Source organism: Longispora fulva, assembly GCF_015751905.1.
GTDB lineage: Bacteria > Actinomycetota > Actinomycetes > Mycobacteriales > Micromonosporaceae > Longispora > Longispora fulva.
Map to the genome: position 1 here is coordinate 7,935,322 of NZ_JADOUF010000001.1, position 17,476 is coordinate 7,952,797.

At 69.4% G+C, this 17,476-nt stretch carries 16 protein-coding genes and 1 tRNA gene; 11 read left to right on the forward strand and 6 right to left on the reverse strand.

Translation table 11 applies throughout. From position 1 onward, the window contains the following. Positions 1 to 121 precede the first annotated feature (121 nt). A complete protein-coding gene (locus tag IW245_RS36835) occupies positions 122 to 550 on the reverse strand; it encodes a CBS domain-containing protein (protein WP_197007691.1) in 429 nt (142 codons plus the stop codon). Positions 551 to 706: 156 nt separating this feature from the next. On the opposite strand from IW245_RS36835, the gene pyk reads away from it, so the two are divergent. The 3 genes from pyk to IW245_RS36850 are packed head-to-tail and all read left to right on the forward strand — an operon-like array spanning position 707 to position 3,591. Further along, entirely contained in the window at positions 707 to 2,194 is a 1,488-nt protein-coding gene (gene pyk, locus IW245_RS36840; RefSeq protein WP_197008878.1) for a pyruvate kinase, read from the forward strand. 50 nt (positions 2,195 to 2,244) lie between these two features. Then, positions 2,245 to 3,120 (forward strand): acyl-CoA thioesterase, encoded by an 876-nt coding sequence (locus tag IW245_RS36845; RefSeq protein WP_197007692.1) that lies wholly within the window; start codon positions 2,245 to 2,247, stop codon positions 3,118 to 3,120. 21 nt (positions 3,121 to 3,141) lie between these two features. Further along, complete coding sequence (locus IW245_RS36850; RefSeq protein WP_197007693.1) at positions 3,142 to 3,591, forward strand: RrF2 family transcriptional regulator; 450 nt, start codon at positions 3,142 to 3,144, stop codon at positions 3,589 to 3,591. Between the two features lie 150 nt (positions 3,592 to 3,741). On the opposite strand, the gene IW245_RS36855 is transcribed toward IW245_RS36850, so the two are convergent. Continuing rightward, positions 3,742 to 5,820, reverse strand: a complete 2,079-nt coding sequence (locus IW245_RS36855; protein ID WP_197007694.1) for a putative Ig domain-containing protein — start codon at positions 5,818 to 5,820, stop codon at positions 3,742 to 3,744. Positions 5,821 to 5,974: 154 nt separating this feature from the next. Continuing rightward, positions 5,975 to 6,895, reverse strand: a complete 921-nt coding sequence (locus IW245_RS36860; protein WP_197007695.1) for a phosphatase PAP2 family protein — start codon at positions 6,893 to 6,895, stop codon at positions 5,975 to 5,977. 182 nt (positions 6,896 to 7,077) lie between these two features. Between IW245_RS36860 and IW245_RS36865 the strand changes: the two genes are divergently transcribed. Together IW245_RS36865 and IW245_RS36870 are read left to right on the forward strand one after the other, a co-directional pair. After that, positions 7,078 to 8,328 (forward strand): PA0049 C-terminal domain-containing protein, encoded by a 1,251-nt coding sequence (locus tag IW245_RS36865; RefSeq protein ID WP_197007696.1) that lies wholly within the window; start codon positions 7,078 to 7,080, stop codon positions 8,326 to 8,328. 52 nt (positions 8,329 to 8,380) lie between these two features. Continuing rightward, positions 8,381 to 9,913, forward strand: a complete 1,533-nt coding sequence (locus tag IW245_RS36870; protein ID WP_197007697.1) for a choice-of-anchor A family protein — start codon at positions 8,381 to 8,383, stop codon at positions 9,911 to 9,913. Positions 9,914 to 10,058: 145 nt separating this feature from the next. Here the strand turns inward: IW245_RS36870 and IW245_RS36875 are convergent, their stop codons facing one another. From IW245_RS36875 to IW245_RS36885, 3 genes are all read right to left on the reverse strand, one after another. Beyond that, positions 10,059 to 10,328 (reverse strand): DUF1876 domain-containing protein, encoded by a 270-nt coding sequence (locus tag IW245_RS36875; protein WP_197007698.1) that lies wholly within the window; start codon positions 10,326 to 10,328, stop codon positions 10,059 to 10,061. 88 nt (positions 10,329 to 10,416) lie between these two features. Beyond that, complete coding sequence (locus tag IW245_RS36880) at positions 10,417 to 11,412, reverse strand: LCP family protein (protein ID WP_233473180.1); 996 nt, start codon at positions 11,410 to 11,412, stop codon at positions 10,417 to 10,419. A 152-nt stretch (positions 11,413 to 11,564) separates the two neighbouring features. Beyond that, positions 11,565 to 11,638: transfer RNA gene (locus IW245_RS36885), tRNA-Leu, on the reverse strand. 68 nt (positions 11,639 to 11,706) lie between these two features. Here IW245_RS36885 and IW245_RS36890 point away from each other — a divergent pair. The 6 genes from IW245_RS36890 to IW245_RS36915 all read left to right on the forward strand — a co-directional run bounded on the left by IW245_RS36890 (position 11,707) and on the right by IW245_RS36915 (position 17,448). Further along, a complete protein-coding gene (locus IW245_RS36890) occupies positions 11,707 to 12,333 on the forward strand; it encodes an ANTAR domain-containing response regulator (RefSeq protein ID WP_197007699.1) in 627 nt (208 codons plus the stop codon). Between the two features lie 139 nt (positions 12,334 to 12,472). Beyond that, complete coding sequence (locus tag IW245_RS36895) at positions 12,473 to 13,633, forward strand: branched-chain amino acid ABC transporter substrate-binding protein (protein WP_197007700.1); 1,161 nt, start codon at positions 12,473 to 12,475, stop codon at positions 13,631 to 13,633. A gap of 84 nt (positions 13,634 to 13,717) precedes the next feature. After that, positions 13,718 to 14,668: a branched-chain amino acid ABC transporter permease gene (locus IW245_RS36900; protein WP_233473179.1), complete on the forward strand. Its 951-nt coding sequence runs from the start codon at positions 13,718 to 13,720 to the stop codon at positions 14,666 to 14,668. Next, positions 14,665 to 15,861, forward strand: coding sequence for a branched-chain amino acid ABC transporter permease (locus IW245_RS36905; protein ID WP_197007701.1), 1,197 nt, complete (start codon positions 14,665 to 14,667; stop codon positions 15,859 to 15,861). Before IW245_RS36900 ends, IW245_RS36905 begins: the two co-directional genes overlap by 4 nt. Then, positions 15,858 to 16,748: an ABC transporter ATP-binding protein gene (locus IW245_RS36910; protein WP_197007702.1), complete on the forward strand. Its 891-nt coding sequence runs from the start codon at positions 15,858 to 15,860 to the stop codon at positions 16,746 to 16,748. Before IW245_RS36905 ends, IW245_RS36910 begins: the two co-directional genes overlap by 4 nt. Continuing rightward, entirely contained in the window at positions 16,738 to 17,448 is a 711-nt protein-coding gene (locus tag IW245_RS36915) for an ABC transporter ATP-binding protein (RefSeq protein WP_197007703.1), read from the forward strand. Before IW245_RS36910 ends, IW245_RS36915 begins: the two co-directional genes overlap by 11 nt. The last annotated feature ends 28 nt before the right edge of the window (positions 17,449 to 17,476 follow it).

The window sequence follows — 17,476 nt, forward strand, 5'->3', positions numbered from 1 at the left end:
GCCGGCCCCGGGCGGGCTTCGGCCCGGCTCGGCCGGCTTCGGCCCGGCTGTCCGGACGGGTTTCCGGCCTGGTAGCGACACCTTTCTGCAAGGTGCCGCCACCAGGGGCCGGGCCCCGTGCTCACATGCTCGGCGGCGCCGAGTACACCGCGTTGCAGTACCGGGCGAGCTTCTCCTCCGAGATGTGCGTCGCCAGGTCCGCCTCGCTGATCATGCCGACCAGCCGCTTGTCGTCCATCACGGGCAACCGGCGGATCTTGTGGTCCTGCATCATCTTGATGACCTCGTCCTCGTCGGCGTCGGCCTCCACCCAGAAGATCCGGCCCTGGGCCATCTCCGCCGCCGTGACCTTCGACGGGTCCAGCCCGTGCGCCACGCACTTCACCACGATGTCGCGGTCGGTGATGATGCCCTTCAACCTGTTGTCGGACCCGCAGATGGGCAGCGAGCCGACGTTGCGGTCCCGCATCATCTGGGCCGCCCGGTCCAGGGTCTCCATCTCCGGTACGCATTCCACCCCGGCGTGCATGATGTCCCGCGCGCTGCTCATGGTCCCTCCTCGGCTGTTCCTCCCCGTCCCCTGAGCATGCCGTCTGGGCGTCCCCCGCGAGGGCCGGATCCGAAAACCGCTCATGGTCGGGCCGCGTGATCCGCCAGCCTGAATTGATGGTTTCCGCGAGGAATGTTGACAGAAGTCATGGTTCTTATGGTGGGACGAGGGAGACCGGCGTCACGCTGGGCATACGCCGCGACTAGGCTCGAACACGTGACTCGTCGCGCGAAAATCGTCTGCACACTCGGCCCTGCTACCGCCACCCCGGAGCGTATCCGCGACCTCGTCGAGGCCGGAATGGATGTCGCCCGACTCAACTTCAGCCACGGTACCCACGCCGACCACGAACGGGTGTACCACCTGGTCCGCGAGGCCGCCGACGCCACCGGGCGCGCGGTCGGGGTGCTCGCCGACCTGCAGGGCCCGAAGATCCGGCTCGGCAAGTTCGCCAACGGCCCCGTCGAGTGGCGCAACGGCGACCGGATCGTGATCACCAGCGACGACGTGCTCGGCACGGCGGACAGGGTGAGCTGCACGTACAAGAAGCTGCCCGCCGAGGTGAAGGCCGGCGACCGGCTGCTGATCGACGACGGCCGGCTCGCGCTCGAGGTGCTCGGCGTCGAGGGCGGCACGGACATCGAGGCCCTGGTCGTCGAGGGCGGCACGGTCTCCGACAACAAGGGCATCTCGCTGCCCAACGTCGCGGTGTCGGTGCCCGCGCTGAGCGAGAAGGACGCGGCCGACCTGCGGTTCGCCCTCGGCCTCAAGGTCGACATGGTCGCGCTGTCGTTCGTCCGCTCGCCCGACGACATCAAGCTCGTGCACGAGATCATGGACGAGGCCGGCGGCCGGGTGCCCGTGCTGGCCAAGATCGAGAAGCCGGAGGCCGTGGAGCGCCTCGACGCGATCGTGGACGCGTTCGACGGCATCATGGTGGCCCGGGGCGACCTCGGCGTCGAGCTGCCGCTGGAGCAGGTGCCGCTGGTCCAGAAGCGCGCCGTGCAGATGTGCCGCGAGGACGCCAAGCCGGTCATCGTGGCGACCCAGATGCTCGACTCCATGATCGAGAACTCCCGGCCGACCCGCGCGGAGGCCTCCGACGTGGCCAACGCCGTGCTCGACGGGGCGGACGCCGTGATGTTGTCGGGGGAGACCTCGGTCGGCAAGTACCCGATCCTGACGGTCTCCACGATGGCCCGGATCATTGAGACCACCGAGTCCGGCGAGCTCAAGGCCCCGAAGCTGCGGCACGCCCCGAAGACCCCGGGAGGCGCGATCACGGCGGCGGCGTTCCAGATCGCCGAGGCCGTCGACGCCCAGGCGCTCGTCGCGTTCAGCCAGACGGGCGACACGGTGCGCCGGCTCGCCCGGCTGCACTGCGAGCTACCGCTGCTCGCGTTCACCCCCGAGCCCTCGGTGCGCTGCCAGCTGGCGCTGTCCTGGGGCGTGGAGACGTTCCTGGTGCCGTTCGTGCAGCACACCGACGAGATGTTCCGCCAGGTCGACTCGGCGCTGCTTGGCCTCGGGGTGGCCACGCTCGGCGACTCGGTGATCATCGTGGCCGGCTCGCCCCCCGGCACCCCGGGATCGACCAACACCATCCGCCTGCACCGGCTGGGCGACCTGACGGAGAATCGTTAGGGAATCCGCCGCCGTAGCGGCATCGAACGAAGTGGGATGACGCTGTGGCGATGGTCGGTCAAGAGGCGCTCGACGCCCTGCTGGAGGTCCTCGACCTGGAGAAGGTCGAGGTCAACATCTTCCGGGGCATCAGCCCCCCGGTGGGGCCCCAGCGGGTGTACGGCGGCCAGGTCGCCGGCCAGGCCCTGGTCGCCGCCGGCCGCACGATGGAGCCGGACCGCAGGGTGCACTCCCTGCACGGCTACTTCGTCCGGCCGGGCGACACGACCATCCCGATCGTGTACTCGGTGGAGAACATCCGCGACGGCCGCTCCTTCTCCGTACGCCGGGTGACGGCCATCCAGCACGGCAAGCCCATCTTCTTCATGTCGGCGTCGTTCCAGCAGGACGACGGCGGCGCGAACCCGATGGACCACCAGAGCGACTCCCCGATCGACCAGGTCCCCGGGCCGGACGAGCTGCCGACGATGCTGGAGCAGCTGGAGAAGTACCCGGAAAGGGCCCAGATCTGGGCCGGCGTGCCCCGGCCACTGGACGTGCGCTACGTCGGGGAGTCCGGCTGGACCCGCAGCGGGGAGCGGACCACCGAGCCCCGGCAGCGGGTCTGGATGCGGTTCGACGGCACGCTGCCCGACGACCCGCTGCTGCACGCCTGCCTGCTGACCTACGCCTCGGACCTGACCCTGCTGGACGCCGTGCTGTCCACGCACGGCGAGACGTGGGGCCCGGGCGGCGTGATCGGCGCGAGCCTGGACCACGCGCTGTGGTTCCACCGGTCGTTCCGGGCGGACGAGTGGTTCCTGTACGACTGCTGGAGCCCGTCGGCCTCCGGGGGGCGCGGACTGGCCAACGGCAGGATGTTCTCGCCGGACGGCCGGCATGTGGCCAGCGCCGTACAAGAGGGACTCCTCCGGCGGGTCGGCTGAGGAAGGCCGTACCCTCCGATCATGAGACTCTCCGCCCGGGTTGACTACGCCCTGCGCGCCTGCGCCGAGCTCGCCGCGTCCGGCGAGAAGTTGGTGACGGCGGAAAAGCTCGCCCGCGCCCAGGACATTCCGCCCAAGTTCCTCGAAAGCATCCTGGTTCAGCTGCGCCGGGGCGGGATCGTCAACGCCCAACGCGGCCCCGAGGGCGGCTACTGGCTGGCCCGCCCGGCCGGCGACATCCACCTCGCCGAGGTGATCCGGGTGATCGACGGCCCGCTGTCCAACGTCCGCGGCCACCGGCCGGAGGACCTGGGCTACACGGGCACCGCGCGCGCGTTGCAGGAGGTCTGGATCGCGCTGCGGGCCGCCGAACGGCAGATCCTGGAGGAGGTCACGGTCGCGGACGTGGCCACCGGCAAGCTCCCGGAGCGGATCACGTCCCTGGCCGCCGACCCGGCCGCCTGGTCCTAGAAAACCGCAGATCTGACGGTTACGGCGACCACCGACCCGCCGCGCGACGGCCGGAGCCCGGGGTGTCCCGGGCCTACGACAGGGGCCAGGCCCCGTTCTGAGGGGGGAACGGGGCCTGGCCGGGTCCTGGAATGAGGACCCCGGGATGGTCTAACCCTCCACGCGGTGGTTCGCCCAGAAGGACGTCAGATCCGTGGAGCCGGCCGCCGCCTGGGCCGCGACCTTGAAGTCCGCGACCGTGGACACGCCGTACCAGTGCGACGCCGCGTAGTCGTGCAGCAGCGTCGTCATGGCCGTGGTGCCGATCAGGCGGCGCAGGTCGTGCAGCGTGCACTTGCCGTAGCCGTAGACGACCGTGGAGTAGCGCGAGGAGTGCGCGTCCCAGTAGCCCATGTTGTTGGTGAGCTTCTCCGCCGACGAGGCCCAGCTGATCGAGCAGCCGGAGCCGTCGATGCCCCGGTACAGGTCGGTGGCGTAGTCCGTGAAGCCCTCGTCGAGCCACGGGGTGGCGTACTGGTCGTCGCCGACGATCCCGTAGAACCACTGGTGCGCGATCTCGTGCGGCAGCGCGGTGCTGCTGACCAGGTCGAGCACGAAGCCCGGGTACTCCATCCCCCCGAACCAGAAGTTGTTGTCGATCACGGCGTCGAGCTCGGCGTACGGGTAGTTCCCGAACCGGGCCGAGTGCGCGTCGACGGCCGACTTGGCCAGGCTGTGCATGGAGTTGAGGTCGGCGCTGGAGATGCCGCTGACCCCGTAGGTGTTGACGATGACCCCGTTGCCCGAGGTGCCGGTCAGCTTGCTGAACGGGCCGGCCGCCCACGCGAAGTCGCGGACCTTGGTGGCCGTGGCGTGGGTGGTGGTGTTCGAGCCGCTGGTGGTCTCCGTCGAGGAGCCGGTCGCCGGGGTGAGCAGCGAGGTCGGGTGGACCAGGGTGACGTCCCAGTCGCTGATCAGGCTGTAGAAGGACTCGCCGTTGTTGGTGTACGGGTCCAGGTGCCATCCGGCCGCGTCGCGCACCGCGAGCACCGGCACGGCGTTGCCGATCATGTTGTACGCGCCGTCGTAGCCGAACCGGTCGGCCCCGCTCGGCACGTCGATCCTCAGGTCGTACCCGATGGTGCCGCTCTGGCCCTGGGCCAGCGGCGTGGGCAGCGTGATCTTCAGGGCGGTGCAGTTCACCGACAGGGCCGAGGGCGTGCCGCCGGTGACGTTGGTGACCGTGATCGGCGTGGTCGGGCACGAGCCGTGCCAGTTGTCCCACAGGCGCAGGTACACCTCGGGCAGCGCGGTCGGCGAGGCGTTGGTGAAGCCGGTGCTCACGTGGCCGGTCCACGAGTGACCGTCGGAGTTGCTGGTCAGGCTGACCGTGTAGACGGGGCTGGCCGGGGTCCGGGTCGGGTCGTTGGACGCGCCGTTCACGGTCCAGGTGAAGGTGGCCGTGCCGGAGTTGTTGCCCGGGTCCTTGGCCGTGACGGTCACCGACGAGGAGCCGGTCGCGGTCGGGGTGCCGGAGATCAGGCCGGTGGACGCGTTGATGCCCAGCCCGGCCGGCAGCCCGGTCGCCGAGTAGGTCAGGGCGTCACCCTGCGGGTCGGTGGCCTGGATCTGGAGCGAGGCGGCCTGGTTGACCGTGGAGCTCTGGTTTCCCGGGTTGGTCACGGTCGGGCTCTGCCCGCCGCCGCCCCCGGTCAGGGTCAGCGAGACGTCGTCGATCACGAAGTTGGTGGCGAGGCTGGAGTCCTCGGTGCCGGTGAACTTCAGGGTCACGGTCTGGCCGATGTAGGACGTCATGTTGACGGTCCGCTGGACGTAGCCGGTCGCGGCGTTGACGTTGGAGTAGCTGGCCACGGTCGTGGATCCGACCTGGGCGGTCAGCTTGTCGTACACCGTGGAGCCGGTCTCCTTGGTGTCGATGTGCAGCCAGTACGTCAGCGTGGCGGCGGTGCAGCCGGCCGGCAGCGTCAGCGACTGGCTGAGGGTGTCGGTGTGGGTGCTGCCGTATCCGTCCAGCCAGGCGATCTGGGTGCCGCCGTGCGCCGGTTCCGCGGTGGTCGCGGCGGAGACCACGCCGGAGGTGGCGGTCCACGGGGTCGTGCCGGACTCGAAGCCCCCGTTGGCGACCACCTGGCTGGTGCAGTCCGCCGCGGCGGCCGGCGACGCGGCCCCCAGACTGCCGAGGAGCCCCGCCGCCAGGAGCAGCGTCGCCCCCATGACTGTGCGTCTCATCTGTGATCCTTTGCCCGAGGGGTCCGGCGCGGCGACCGGGAGGGTCGACAGTCCGGTTGGCGGCCAGAATGGCCCTGAACGCCGCACTAGGACAAGACACAGTTATTCACATGGGTTAATCGTTTGTTATGGGAAACAGGCTAAAACAGTGCAATCAGGCGGATGCCGTCTCGCGCTCCGGCGTCGTGCGCTGCGCGGGGACCGCCACCGGCCGCCGGTCGTGCCACCACCTGTTGATCCGGTTCGTGAGGAACAGGGCCAGCGCCGCCGTCGCGAACCCGGCCGCCACGTCCACGGCGTAGTGCACCCGCAGGTACATCGTCGACAGGTACAGGCCGAGCGCGACCGGGAGGTACGTCCAGAACAACCGGCGCGCGTCCCGCCACATCAGCCCGAGGACCACGGTGGTCATCGCGGTGTGCAGGCTGGGGAACGCGTCGCGCGCGCTGCCCTTCATCTTGTTCAGGGTGTCCAGCAGGCCGCCGTGGCCCCAGTCGGTCAGCGGGTCGGGGTAGAGCTGCGCCTGGAAGATGTACGGGCCGACGGCGGGGACGAGCAGGTAGCCGCAGTACCCGATGAAGGCGGTGATCGCGATCGCCAGCGAGAAGTCGCGGAAGGCGTCCATCTTCCCCCGGAAGTACTGCAGCCCGGCGTAGACCGGCGGCGCGAACGCGTAGCTCACGTAGCAGTAGGTCATGATCGAGGTGAAGGTCGGCGAGCCGAGGTGGTCGTTGAGCCACCGGCCGACGTCGGTGCCGAACACCGCGTGGTCGATCGCGACCAGGTGCCGGTCGACGATGTCGGGCCGCAGCACCGGGGTCAGGTCGTGCAGCGCCTCGTAGATCGCCATGCACGCGAACAGCGGGCTGAACTCGCGGAGCGTGCGGCCGAGGGTGCGCCAGCCGGCGTTGGCCCGGGCGCGGTAACCGACGGTGTCGAGCCGGGCCCGCCAGAAGGCGCGGGCGTAGACCACGGCGCACATGCCGGCGACGATCGCGGGGAACCGGATGTCACTGACCAGGCGCAGGAGTGTGGAGTAGCCCTCGCCGGTGTAGACCATGAGGACGACCAGCACCACACCAAAAAACAGGAAAAGGCATTCTTCCGGACGAAGGACTCGCCGAAAATCCCTTACGATCCCCGAATTCAGCATCAGCGGATCGTACTTCGCGTGATCGACGGACGTCGCGCCGGTAAACGCCAGGAGACTCCGCTCACCGTATTGACCCATTGGGATGTATCACTGAGGATCGGCGCATGACCTCACCCTTTGCCCGCAGCGTCGCGGTTCTCGCGCTTGTTGGCGGATTCCTGTCAGTAGCGGCCCCCGCGACGGCCGCCCCGAGCTGCCGGGACGCCTCCGTTCCCCTGACCGTGGAGGAGACCCGGCTCACCAGGACCATCGGCGCCGACCCCACCCCGGTGCCCGCCCGGCTGATCAGGTCCGGCGGCCTCGACGGCCTGGTCGCGACCTTCGAGACCTCCCTGTGCCACGTGCCGAACCGGCGCGCCGCCGAACTCGCCGTCGACGTCGCGGGCCGGCTGCTGTGGGAGACCGCCGTCGCCCGGGGCGGCGACGACCGTCCGTTGTACTGGGCCCGCCTCACCCTCACCCGCGCCCTGCGCCAGTGGACGCCCCGGTTCACGGTCTCGCACCCCGACCTGGAGGGCCGGCTCGAGCGCGCCTCCCGGGGCATCACCAGCTCGGCCTTCGCGCCCGGTACCCGGAAACTGTTCGTCTCCGGCTTCGACCCCTTCCTTCTGGACACCGAGATCCGGCGCAGCAACCCGTCCGGCGTGAACGCGCTCGCCCTCGACGGGAAGTGGATCACCGTGGACGGCGAGCCGGTCCAGATCCAGACCGCGATGTTCCCGGTCCGCTACGCCGACTTCGACCACGGCATGGTCGAGGACGCCTTCCGTGCGCACCTCGCGCCGGGCCCGCAGCGCGCCGACCTGGTCGTCACGGTCAGCCAGGGCCGGCCCGGCCAGTTCGACCTGGAGGTCAACAACGGCCGGCGGCGTTCGGTGTCCTCGATCGGGGACAACGACAACGTCTGGGGCGGCGGCAGTGTCACCGCGCCGCTGACCTTCCCCGGCGTCGGCCCGGGCGCGGAGTTCGTGCCCACCTCGCTGCCCGTGGACGCGATGCGCACCGCGACCGGCCGGTTCCCGGTGCTCGTCAACCACTCGGTGACGGAGATCCCGGCCGGCGGCACCGGCCCGGTGTTCCGCCCCGACGGCCCGACCCCGGGCTCGGTGGCCGTGAACGGCGGCGGTGGCGGCTACCTGTCCAACGAGATCGCCTACCGGGCCACCCGGCTGCGGGTCGAACTCGGCGCGCCGGTCGCCGGCGGGCACGTGCACACCCCGGTCCTGGACTTCGGCGCGGGCAACACCACCGAGCTCACCGACCCGGTGTTCGAGGCCAACCGGTCCGACATGACCGCCCAGCTCCTGCTCATTCTGCGGGCCGGAATCAGCGCGCGTGTCGCAATTGCTCAATAGGAGTAAATAGATACTCTGACGACGCTTGGACCCATCGGCCTCGGGGGGCGTCGTGGCGGACAGGAACACAAGGCACGGTGCGGTAGCCATTGTTGTCGGACTCCTGGCCGCCACGGCGTTCTCCCTGGCCGTGAGCCCGCCCGGATTCGCGGACCCGCTGCCGGGCGGGCTCGGGCCGTGCGTCCCGGGCAGCTGCCCGGCGGTCTGGCCGGACCCCAACAGCAACGCGCCCACCGGGTACGACAACGGGATCAACACCTTCGTCGGCACCGACTACCTGGTCCGGGAGGCGGTCGCCGAGTCGGAGGGCCGGATCGTGGTCCTCGGCAACTTCGACATGAACAAGTCCAGCGGCTCCTCCATCTACAACGTCGGCGTGGTCGGCTCCGGCTCCCGGATCCCGCCGCCGGTCGGCAGCGACTACCTCACCGTCGGCGGGGACGTGACCGTCGCGACCGGCCAGCACCTCGCGGCTGACGGCGGCGTGGTGAAGTACGCCGGCTCCCTGTCCATGACCGGCACGGTCACCGACACCTCGGTCCGGGACGACAAGGCCGTCGACGGGTACGCCCACCTGCGCGCCGACCTCGAGGCCGCCTCGAAGTGCTACGCGGACGCCAACCGGGTCGCGCCGACGGGCACTTTCAAGGTCGCGTTCTCGACGGCCACCTTCACCGGCGACGGCAGCGCGATGTTGCAGGTGATCAACGTCGACGCCGACATCGTCGCGGCCAACGGCACCGGCGCCGTGGACATGGTGTTCGCCAACATGCCGGCCGGCGCCACGATCCTGATCAACGTCGTCAAGACCGGCACCCTGGTCGTGCGGACCACGAGCGGGGCGGAGGCGAACTGGACGCCGTTCCGCCGGAAGTTGCTGTGGAACGTGCCGTCGGCGGACACGATCGCGTTCGACGGCTCAGGCCAGTACCAGGGGAGCGTGCTCGTCGGGAACCCCGCGAGCATGACGACCGTGCGGATGCCCGGCATGAACGGGCGGTTCTTCACCACGGGTGGGTTGACGCACGCGTCGTTGGCGACCGGGGGAGGCGGGCAGGAACTGCACTCCTATCCGTTCGACGGGGATCTGCCCCGGTGCACCCAGCCGAGACCGACGCCGAGCCGCACGGCGACGCCGACTCCTACCGCCAGCCCTAGCCCTAGCCCTAGCCCGAGCCGCAGTCCCAGTCCGAGCCCGAGTCCGAGTCCGAGTCCGAGTCCGAGTCCGAGCCCGAGTCCGAGCCCGAGTCCGAGCCCCAGTCCGAGTCCTAGCCCGAGTCCTAGCCCGAGTCCTAGCCCGAGTCCTAGCCCGAGTCCGAGTCCGAGCCCCAGTCCGAGTCCTAGCCCGAGTCCGAGCCCTAGTCCGAGTCCGAGTGACAGCCCGAGCCCCGGCCCGGTGCCGTCGTGGTCGGGTGAGCCCACGAGCGGCACCCCCGTGGTGGTGCCGACCACTCCGACGCCGGACGGCGGCGGCCTGGTCGTGACCGGTGGCCGGGTGCAACTCCTGCTCGGGGTGGCCGTGAGCCTGGTGCTGGCCGGCGTGGGCCTGCTCCTCGCCCTGCGCCGTCGCCGACTGGCCGACTGACCGCCCTGATCCTCCCGGCCCGACCCACCGGGTCGGGAGGACGACCAGCCGCGACCAAGCCACCTGCGCCCCGGCCGGACTGCGCCCGCCCGGGCCGGACAGGGCGGCCTGTGCCGACCGGTACCCGGAAAATCGGGGTTTCGGGTCAGCGCACGATCCGGATCCGGTTCTCGCCGGGGTCCTCCATCTCGGAGGCGGCCTCGATCAGCAGCCGGTGTCCGAGGTCCGACATCGCCCGGGCGACGGCGAGTTCGTCGCCGATCTCGGGGACGTCGTCGTCGGCGGGGTTCAGTTGCGCCCAGCCGACGCCTTTCATGCCGAAGACGTCACCAGCGGTCAGCCGGGCCTCGGCGCGGGTACGCCCGTCGCTCTCCTCGATCAGGATGTCGACGGACCATTGCTTCGACGGGGACATGGTCGACCTCCGATGCGGGCGGGATGTCTCCCTCCAGAGTGCGTCCGGTACGGGGCCCGGCACGGGGGAACGGCCCAAAACGGTGTTCTCAGCCTGGTGGCTGGCCGCAGTCGCGGGTCGGGTGGGTGCTCAGCCAGCCGGGGACGTCATCGGCGGCCACCGCCGCGTACAGCGGCCGGGCCTGGGCCGGGTCGGACCACACCACGCTCTGGTCGCCGACCGAGCCGGTACCGGCGCTCGGACTGGTCAGGCAGGTGAACTGCCCCGCGCGCAGGTCCCGTAGCTCGATCGCGGTGTCGACCAGCGCGAAACCGGTGTCCACCACCACGGCCCGCGCGGCGGTCTCCAGGAACGTCCGGAGCGCGAACGGGTTGGTCAGCATCCCGATGTTGGCGGCCTTGGCGAGCATCGCGATGAGGTACCCCTGCTGGTGCCGGATCCGGGTGAAGTCCCCGTCGGCGAACTGCTTGCGCTGCCGGATGTACTCCAGGGCCGACGCGCCGTCGAAGTGGTCCGTGCCCCGGGGCCAGAACCGGTGGCCCTCGAAGGTGGAGGTGGTGTCCTGCTCGACCACCATGTCCACCCCGCCCAGCGCGTCGGTCACCGCGACCAGCCCGCCGAAGTCGATCATCGCGACGTGGTCGATCCGGACTCCGGTGAACTCCTCGACGGTGCGGATCGCGAGCGGCAGCCCACCCCAGGCCAGCGCCGCGTTGATCTTCGCGTCGGCGTCGCCGGTGCCGCCGTTCGGGTTCGCGGGCACGTGGACCCAGGTGTCCCGGGGGATGGAGACCAGGTACGCCGCGTCGTGGCTCGCCGGCACGTGCACCAGGATCAGGGTGTCGCTGCGCGACCCGTCGAGCATGTCCTCCGGGTTGCGCGAGTCGGTGCCGAGCAGCAGCACGTTCAGCGCGCCGGGCACCACCCGCTGCGGCCGCTCCTCGTGCAGGCCGGCGAACGCGTCGGTGCGGGGGACCCGCGATTCCAGGGACCGGGCGTAGGACCAGGCTGCCAGGCCAGCGCCGACGAGCACCAGCGCCACGGCGGCCGCCAGCAGCAGCAGGATCCGGCGTCGCTGGGACACCTTCTCACCGTAGCCACGGGGTATCGGCGGGGCGGAGGCCGTCGGGGCGGCGTACAACCTCCGAACACTGGCCGACCGGGGCGCACAATGAGAACGGTCCGTGACGACGGATTCTCCATCAGTCACGGACCGGCGGTGCGTGGTCGTGAGAGTGCCCCCGGTGGGATTCGAACCCACACTGGCGGTGGTTTGAGCACCGTGACTCTGCCGATTGGTCTACAGGGGCGCAAGGCGGCACCAGCATACCCACTACGCTGATGCCGACAGTAGTGACCCGCCAGGAGGTACCCGACCGTGAGTAGCGAAGCCCAGGCCAGCCGGGTGCTGATCGCCGAGGACGAGGCCCTGATCCGGCTCGACCTCGCAGAGATGCTCACGGAGGAGGGTTATGACGTCGTCGGTGAGGCCGGCGACGGGGAGACGGCTGTCCGGCTCGCCGAGGAACTGCGCCCGGATCTCGTGATCATGGACATCAAGATGCCGATCATGGACGGGATCGCCGCGGCGGAGAAGATCGCCGGCGCGCGGATCGCCCCGGTGGTGATCCTGACGGCGTTCAGCCAGCGGGACCTGGTGGAGCGGGCCCGGGCGGCCGGCGCGATGGCGTACCTGGTGAAGCCGTTCCAGAAGAGTGACCTGGTGCCGGCCGTGGAGATCGCGCTGTCCCGGTTCGCGGAGTTGCACGCCCTGGAGTCCGAGGTCGCGAGCCTGACGGACCGGCTGGAGACCCGCAAGGTCGTGGAACGGGCAAAGGGGCTGTTGATGGCACAGTTCAACATGACCGAACCCCAGGCTTTCCGCTGGATCCAGAGCGCCGCGATGGACCACAGGATGTCCATGCGGCAGGTCGCGGACCGCATAATCGCTGATCAGACGGGTTCAGACAACCTCGGTTCCGAAGATCAGCAAAAGAAAACGTAACGTTTTGGGTGTGCCTCGCTGCAAGGTGTTTCCCTCGGCCCCGAATTCGGAGTAGCTTTCCGCCCGCACGGACTGGTGTGTGTCCCCGTTCACATTGCGTGGGACCACCCCGGCCAACGACGGAGGAGGGCTCGGAGCCTTGAGGCAGACATTTGTACGGGCGTTCGGCGGCGCAGCGGTACTGGCGCTCGCCCTGGGCGCCAGCGCCGGCTGTGTGAAGAGTGGCAGCGACTCCAACAGCGCCACTGGTAAGGACTGCAGTGTCAAGATCGCCTTCTTCGGCGCTCTGACCGGTCCGAACGCGGCGCTGGGCATCAACATCAAGGACGGCGCGAAGCTGGCGATCGACCAGTACAACGCCAGCAAGTCGGCGGACAACTGCAAGATCGAGCTCGTGAACAACGACTCCCAGGGTGACGAGAAGCAGGCCCCGGGTCTCGCGGACGCCATCGTGCAGGACGCCAAGATCATCGGCGTCGTCGGCCCGGCGTTCTCCGGCGAGTCGAAGGCCGCCAACGGCAAGCTCTCCGACAACGGCGTCACGATCATCACCCCGTCGGCGACCAACCCGACGCTGGCCGACAAGGGGTGGAAGACCTTCCACCGCGCCCTCGGCAACGACGCGGCGCAGGGCCCGGCCGCCGGCCGCTACATCAAGGACGTCGTCAAGGCGACCAAGGTGTTCGTCATCGACGACACCTCCGAGTACGGCAAGGGCCTGGCCGACGAGGTCAAGAAGACGGTCACCCCGGTCGCGACCGGTACGACCAGCAAGGGCCAGACCGACTTCTCCGCCCTGATCACCCAGATCAAGTCCTCGGGCGCCGACGCGGTCTACTACGGCGGTTACTACGCCGAGGCCGCCCCGTTCGTGAAGCAGCTTCGCGGCCAGGGCGTCAAGGCCACCTTCGTCGCCGGTGACGGCGTCAAGGACGACAAGTTCATCGAGGGTGCTGGCAAGGACGCGGCCGAGGGCGCGATCCTGACCTGCCCGTGCGTCCCGCCGGACAAGGCCGGTGGCACGTTCGCCGCTGACTACAAGAAGGCGACCGGCAACGACCCGGGCACCTACAGCGCCGAGGCGTACGACGCCGCGAACATCCTCGTCGCCGCCGTCAAGGCCGGCAACATCACCCGCCCGAAGGTCGAGGCCTTCGTCGACGCCTACAACGGCAAGGGCGTCACCACGACCTTCAAGTTCACCGACAAGGGCGAGATCGACCTCTCGGCCGTCGCCGTGTGGGCCTACAAGGTCGAGGGCGGCAAGATCGTCGCTCTGCAGGAGATCCCGAAGCCGTAGCTCTGACGTTCGACAAGACGGATCTGGCCGGGGGCGTTGGTGCCCCCGGCCAGTCCATAAGACAAGGGCCAGTGGGGGTCTGCTGTGCATTTTCAGTACTGGTTGGATAATTTCTGGAGCCTGTCGGTCGGGGGGCTGACACAGGGCGCCATCTACGCGCTCGTCGCGCTCGGCTACACGCTCGTCTACGGCGTGCTCCGCCTCATCAACTTCGCGCACTCCGAGGTCTTCATGACCGGGACGTTCGCCGTGATCACCGTCTGGAACCTGGTCGGCTACGACCTGAACGCCGGCCGTCCCGGCACCGGCATGGTGATCGCACTCCTCGTGCTCGGCCTGGTGGCCGCGTCGCTCACCTCGGCAGGCACCGCGCTGCTCGTCGAGCGGGTCGCGTACCGGCCGCTGCGCCGCAAGAACCCGCCGTCCCTGGTCTTCCTGATCACGGCGATCGGCGCCTCGGTGGTGCTGCTCGAGACCATGGGTCTGCTGACCGAGCGCAAGCTCAAGGGCGCGATCACGCTCGTACAGCCGAAAGAGGTCTTCTCGTTCTTCGGGGCGACCGTCGACAACGTGCAGATCATCATCATCGTCTCCGCGATCGTGATGATGTTCGGCCTGGAGCAGTTCATCAACCGCACCCGGCTCGGCCGGGGCGTGCGCGCCGTGGCCCAGAACCCGGACGCCGCGGCCCTGATGGGCGTCAACCGCGACCGCGTCATCATGCTGATCTTCATGATCGGCGGCCTGATGGCCGGCGGCGCGGCCCTGCTGCACATCGTCAAGGTCGGCTCCACCCAGTACGACGTCGGCTTCATCCTCGGCGTCAAGGCCTTCGCCGCCGCCGTGCTCGGCGGGATCGGCAACCTGCGCGGCGCCCTGCTGGGCGGCCTGCTGCTCGGCCTCGTCGAGAACTGGGGCGCCGGCGTCTTCGGCTCCGAGTGGATGAACGTCGTCCCGTTCGCGTGTCTGGTGCTCATTCTGATGTTCCGCCCGACGGGTCTGCTGGGCGAGTCGCTGGGGAGGGCTCGAGCATGATCGGCAAACTGCAGAAGGCCGACGACCGTCGGCTGAGCATCCTCGCCGGGATGGGCGACCGCTGGCGCGCCGTCCCCAAGGCGTGGCGGGTCGCGGTGGGGTGCGCGTTCGTGCTGCTCCTGTTCGCGCTGCCCCGGATCTACATCCCGGGCGTCGACGAGATCATCCGGACCACGAAGACCGACTTCACCACCGTCCTCTTCCTGGTCGCCATGTACGTCGTCGTCGCCGTCGGCCTCAACGTCGTCATCGGCCTCGCCGGCCTGCTGGACCTGGGCTACATCGGTTTCTTCGCCGTCGGCGCGTACACGGTGGCCCTGTTCGGTTCCCCCGACTCCCCGCTGCACGGCTCCAAGCTCGCCACCTTCATGCACACCCCGTACGGCTGGCTGCTGTGCGTCCCGCTGGCCGTGGCCGTCACGATGTTGTCCGGGGTGCTTCTCGGCTGGCCCACGCTCCGGGTCCGGGGCGACTACCTGGCCATCGTGACCCTCGGCTTCGGTGAGATCGTCCGCCTCGTCGCGCAGAACGCCAACGGCCTGACCAACGGCCAGCGCGGCATCAGCGACATCGCGCACCCGGGCGGCACCTGGCCGAACCTGCTGCCGGGCTTCATCGACGAGAACTGGGTCGGGTTGCCGATGTTCGGCTCCGCCACCAGTCTCGCCTGGTACTGGCTCGCGCTCGTCTGCGTCATCGTGTGCATGTTCGCCTCGCGCCGCCTGGAGCGCAGCCGGGTCGGCCGGGCGTGGGTCGCGATCCGCGAGGACGAGGACGCCGCCGAGATCATGGGCGTGCAGGCGTTCAAGTTCAAGCTGTGGGCCTTCGCGTTCGGCGCGGCCCTCGGAGGCCTGGCCGGCGCGCTCTACGCCGGCAAGCAGCAGTTCATGGGCTCCAACAGCTTCGACCTGATCACCTCGATCCTGTTCGTGGCGATGGTCGTCGTCGGCGGCGCGGGCAACCTTGCCGGTGTCACAGTCGGCGCGATCCTGGTGTGGTACCTGCCGGAGCGCCTGCGCGGGATCGACTTCTTCGGGATCGAGCTCAACACCGGTGAGTACCGGCTGCTGACCTTCGGTCTGGCACTCATCGTCATCATGACCTTCCGGCCGAAGGGCCTGCTGCCCAAGCGTTACCGCAGCTCCCAGCCGCCGCTCGTGGAGGCCCACGTGGCCGAGGAGGCGTCAGCATGAGCGAGAACGCGAGCACCGGCGTGGTGACCAGGGCACCCGCCGAGACCCTGCTGAAGGTCGACAACGTCACGCTCAAGTTCGGTGGCCTGGTGGCCCTCGACGGGGTCAGCTTCGACGTCCGCAAGGGCGAGATCCTGGGCCTGATCGGGCCGAACGGCGCCGGCAAGACGACCTGCTTCAACGTGATGACCGGCGTCTACAAGCCGACGTCCGGCCAGGTCACCTTCGACGGCGGGCGGGTCAGCGGCCGGCCCCGGTACGCGATCACCCGGATGGGCATCGCCCGGACGTTCCAGAACATCCGGCTGTTCCCCGAGATGACCGCGCTGGAGAACGTGCTGGTCGGCACCGACGTGCGGCACAAGACCAGCGTGGTCGGCGCCCTGTTCCGGATCAGCCGGGTCAGGGGCACCGAGGACACCCTGCCGAAGAACCCGATCAAGCGGGCCTTCGCGAACGTGTTCGGCGTGTCCCGGTACGTCGCCGAGGAGCGCGCCGGCCGGGAGAAGGCCCAGGAGCTGCTGACGTTCGTCGGCATCACGGCGCACGCCGACGAGCAGGCCAAGAACCTGTCCTACGGCGACCAGCGCCGGTTGGAGATCGCCCGCGCGCTGGCCACGGAGCCGAAGCTGCTCTGCCTGGACGAGCCGGCGGCCGGGTTCAACCCGACCGAGAAGGCCCGGTTGCTGGAGCTGATCCGCAAGATCCGTGACCTGGGGCTGACCGTGCTGCTCATCGAGCACGACATGCGCCTGGTCATGGGGGTCACGGACCGGATCGTCGTGCTGGAGTTCGGCAAGAAGATCGCCGAGGGCAGTCCGGCGGAGGTCCGGGCGAACCCGAAGGTCGTCGCCGCGTACCTGGGGGTGCCTGAAGATGCTGCTTGAGATCGAGAACATGTCGCTGCACTACGGCCGGATCCAGGCCCTGCACGGCATCAGCGTCGAGGTGGGCGAGGGCGAGATCGTGGCCCTGATCGGTGCGAACGGCGCCGGCAAGTCCACCACGATGCGGGCCATCTCCGGGCTGCGTCCGGTGTCGCAGGGCACGATCAAGTTCAACGGCAAGGACATCACCAAGGAGCGGGCCGACCGCCGGGTGATCCGCGGGATCAGCCAGTCGCCGGAGGGCCGCGGGGTGTTCCCCGGCATGACGGTGCTCGAGAACCTGGAGATGGGGTGCTACACCCGTAAGGACAAGGCCGGGATCCGTTCCGACCTGGACCGGGTGTTCGGCCTGTTCCCCCGGCTGGCGGAGCGGCGCAAGCAGATCGGCGGCACGATGTCCGGTGGCGAGCAGCAGATGGTCGCGATCGGGCGGGCACTGATGGCCCGGCCGAGGCTGCTGCTGCTCGACGAGCCGTCGATGGGGCTGGCGCCGATCCTGATCCAGCAGATCTTCTCGATCATCACGGAGATCAACCAGCAGGGCACCACGATCCTGCTGGTGGAACAGAACGCGCAACAGGCGCTTTCACGTGCACACCGTGCGTACGTATTGGAAACTGGACGGATCGTTAAGTCCGGCACCGGTGCCGAGCTGCTCGTCGACCCGTCCGTGCAAGAGGCCTACCTGGGTGTGGCCTGAGCGAGTGCTAGACGTGGCCCGGCCCGCC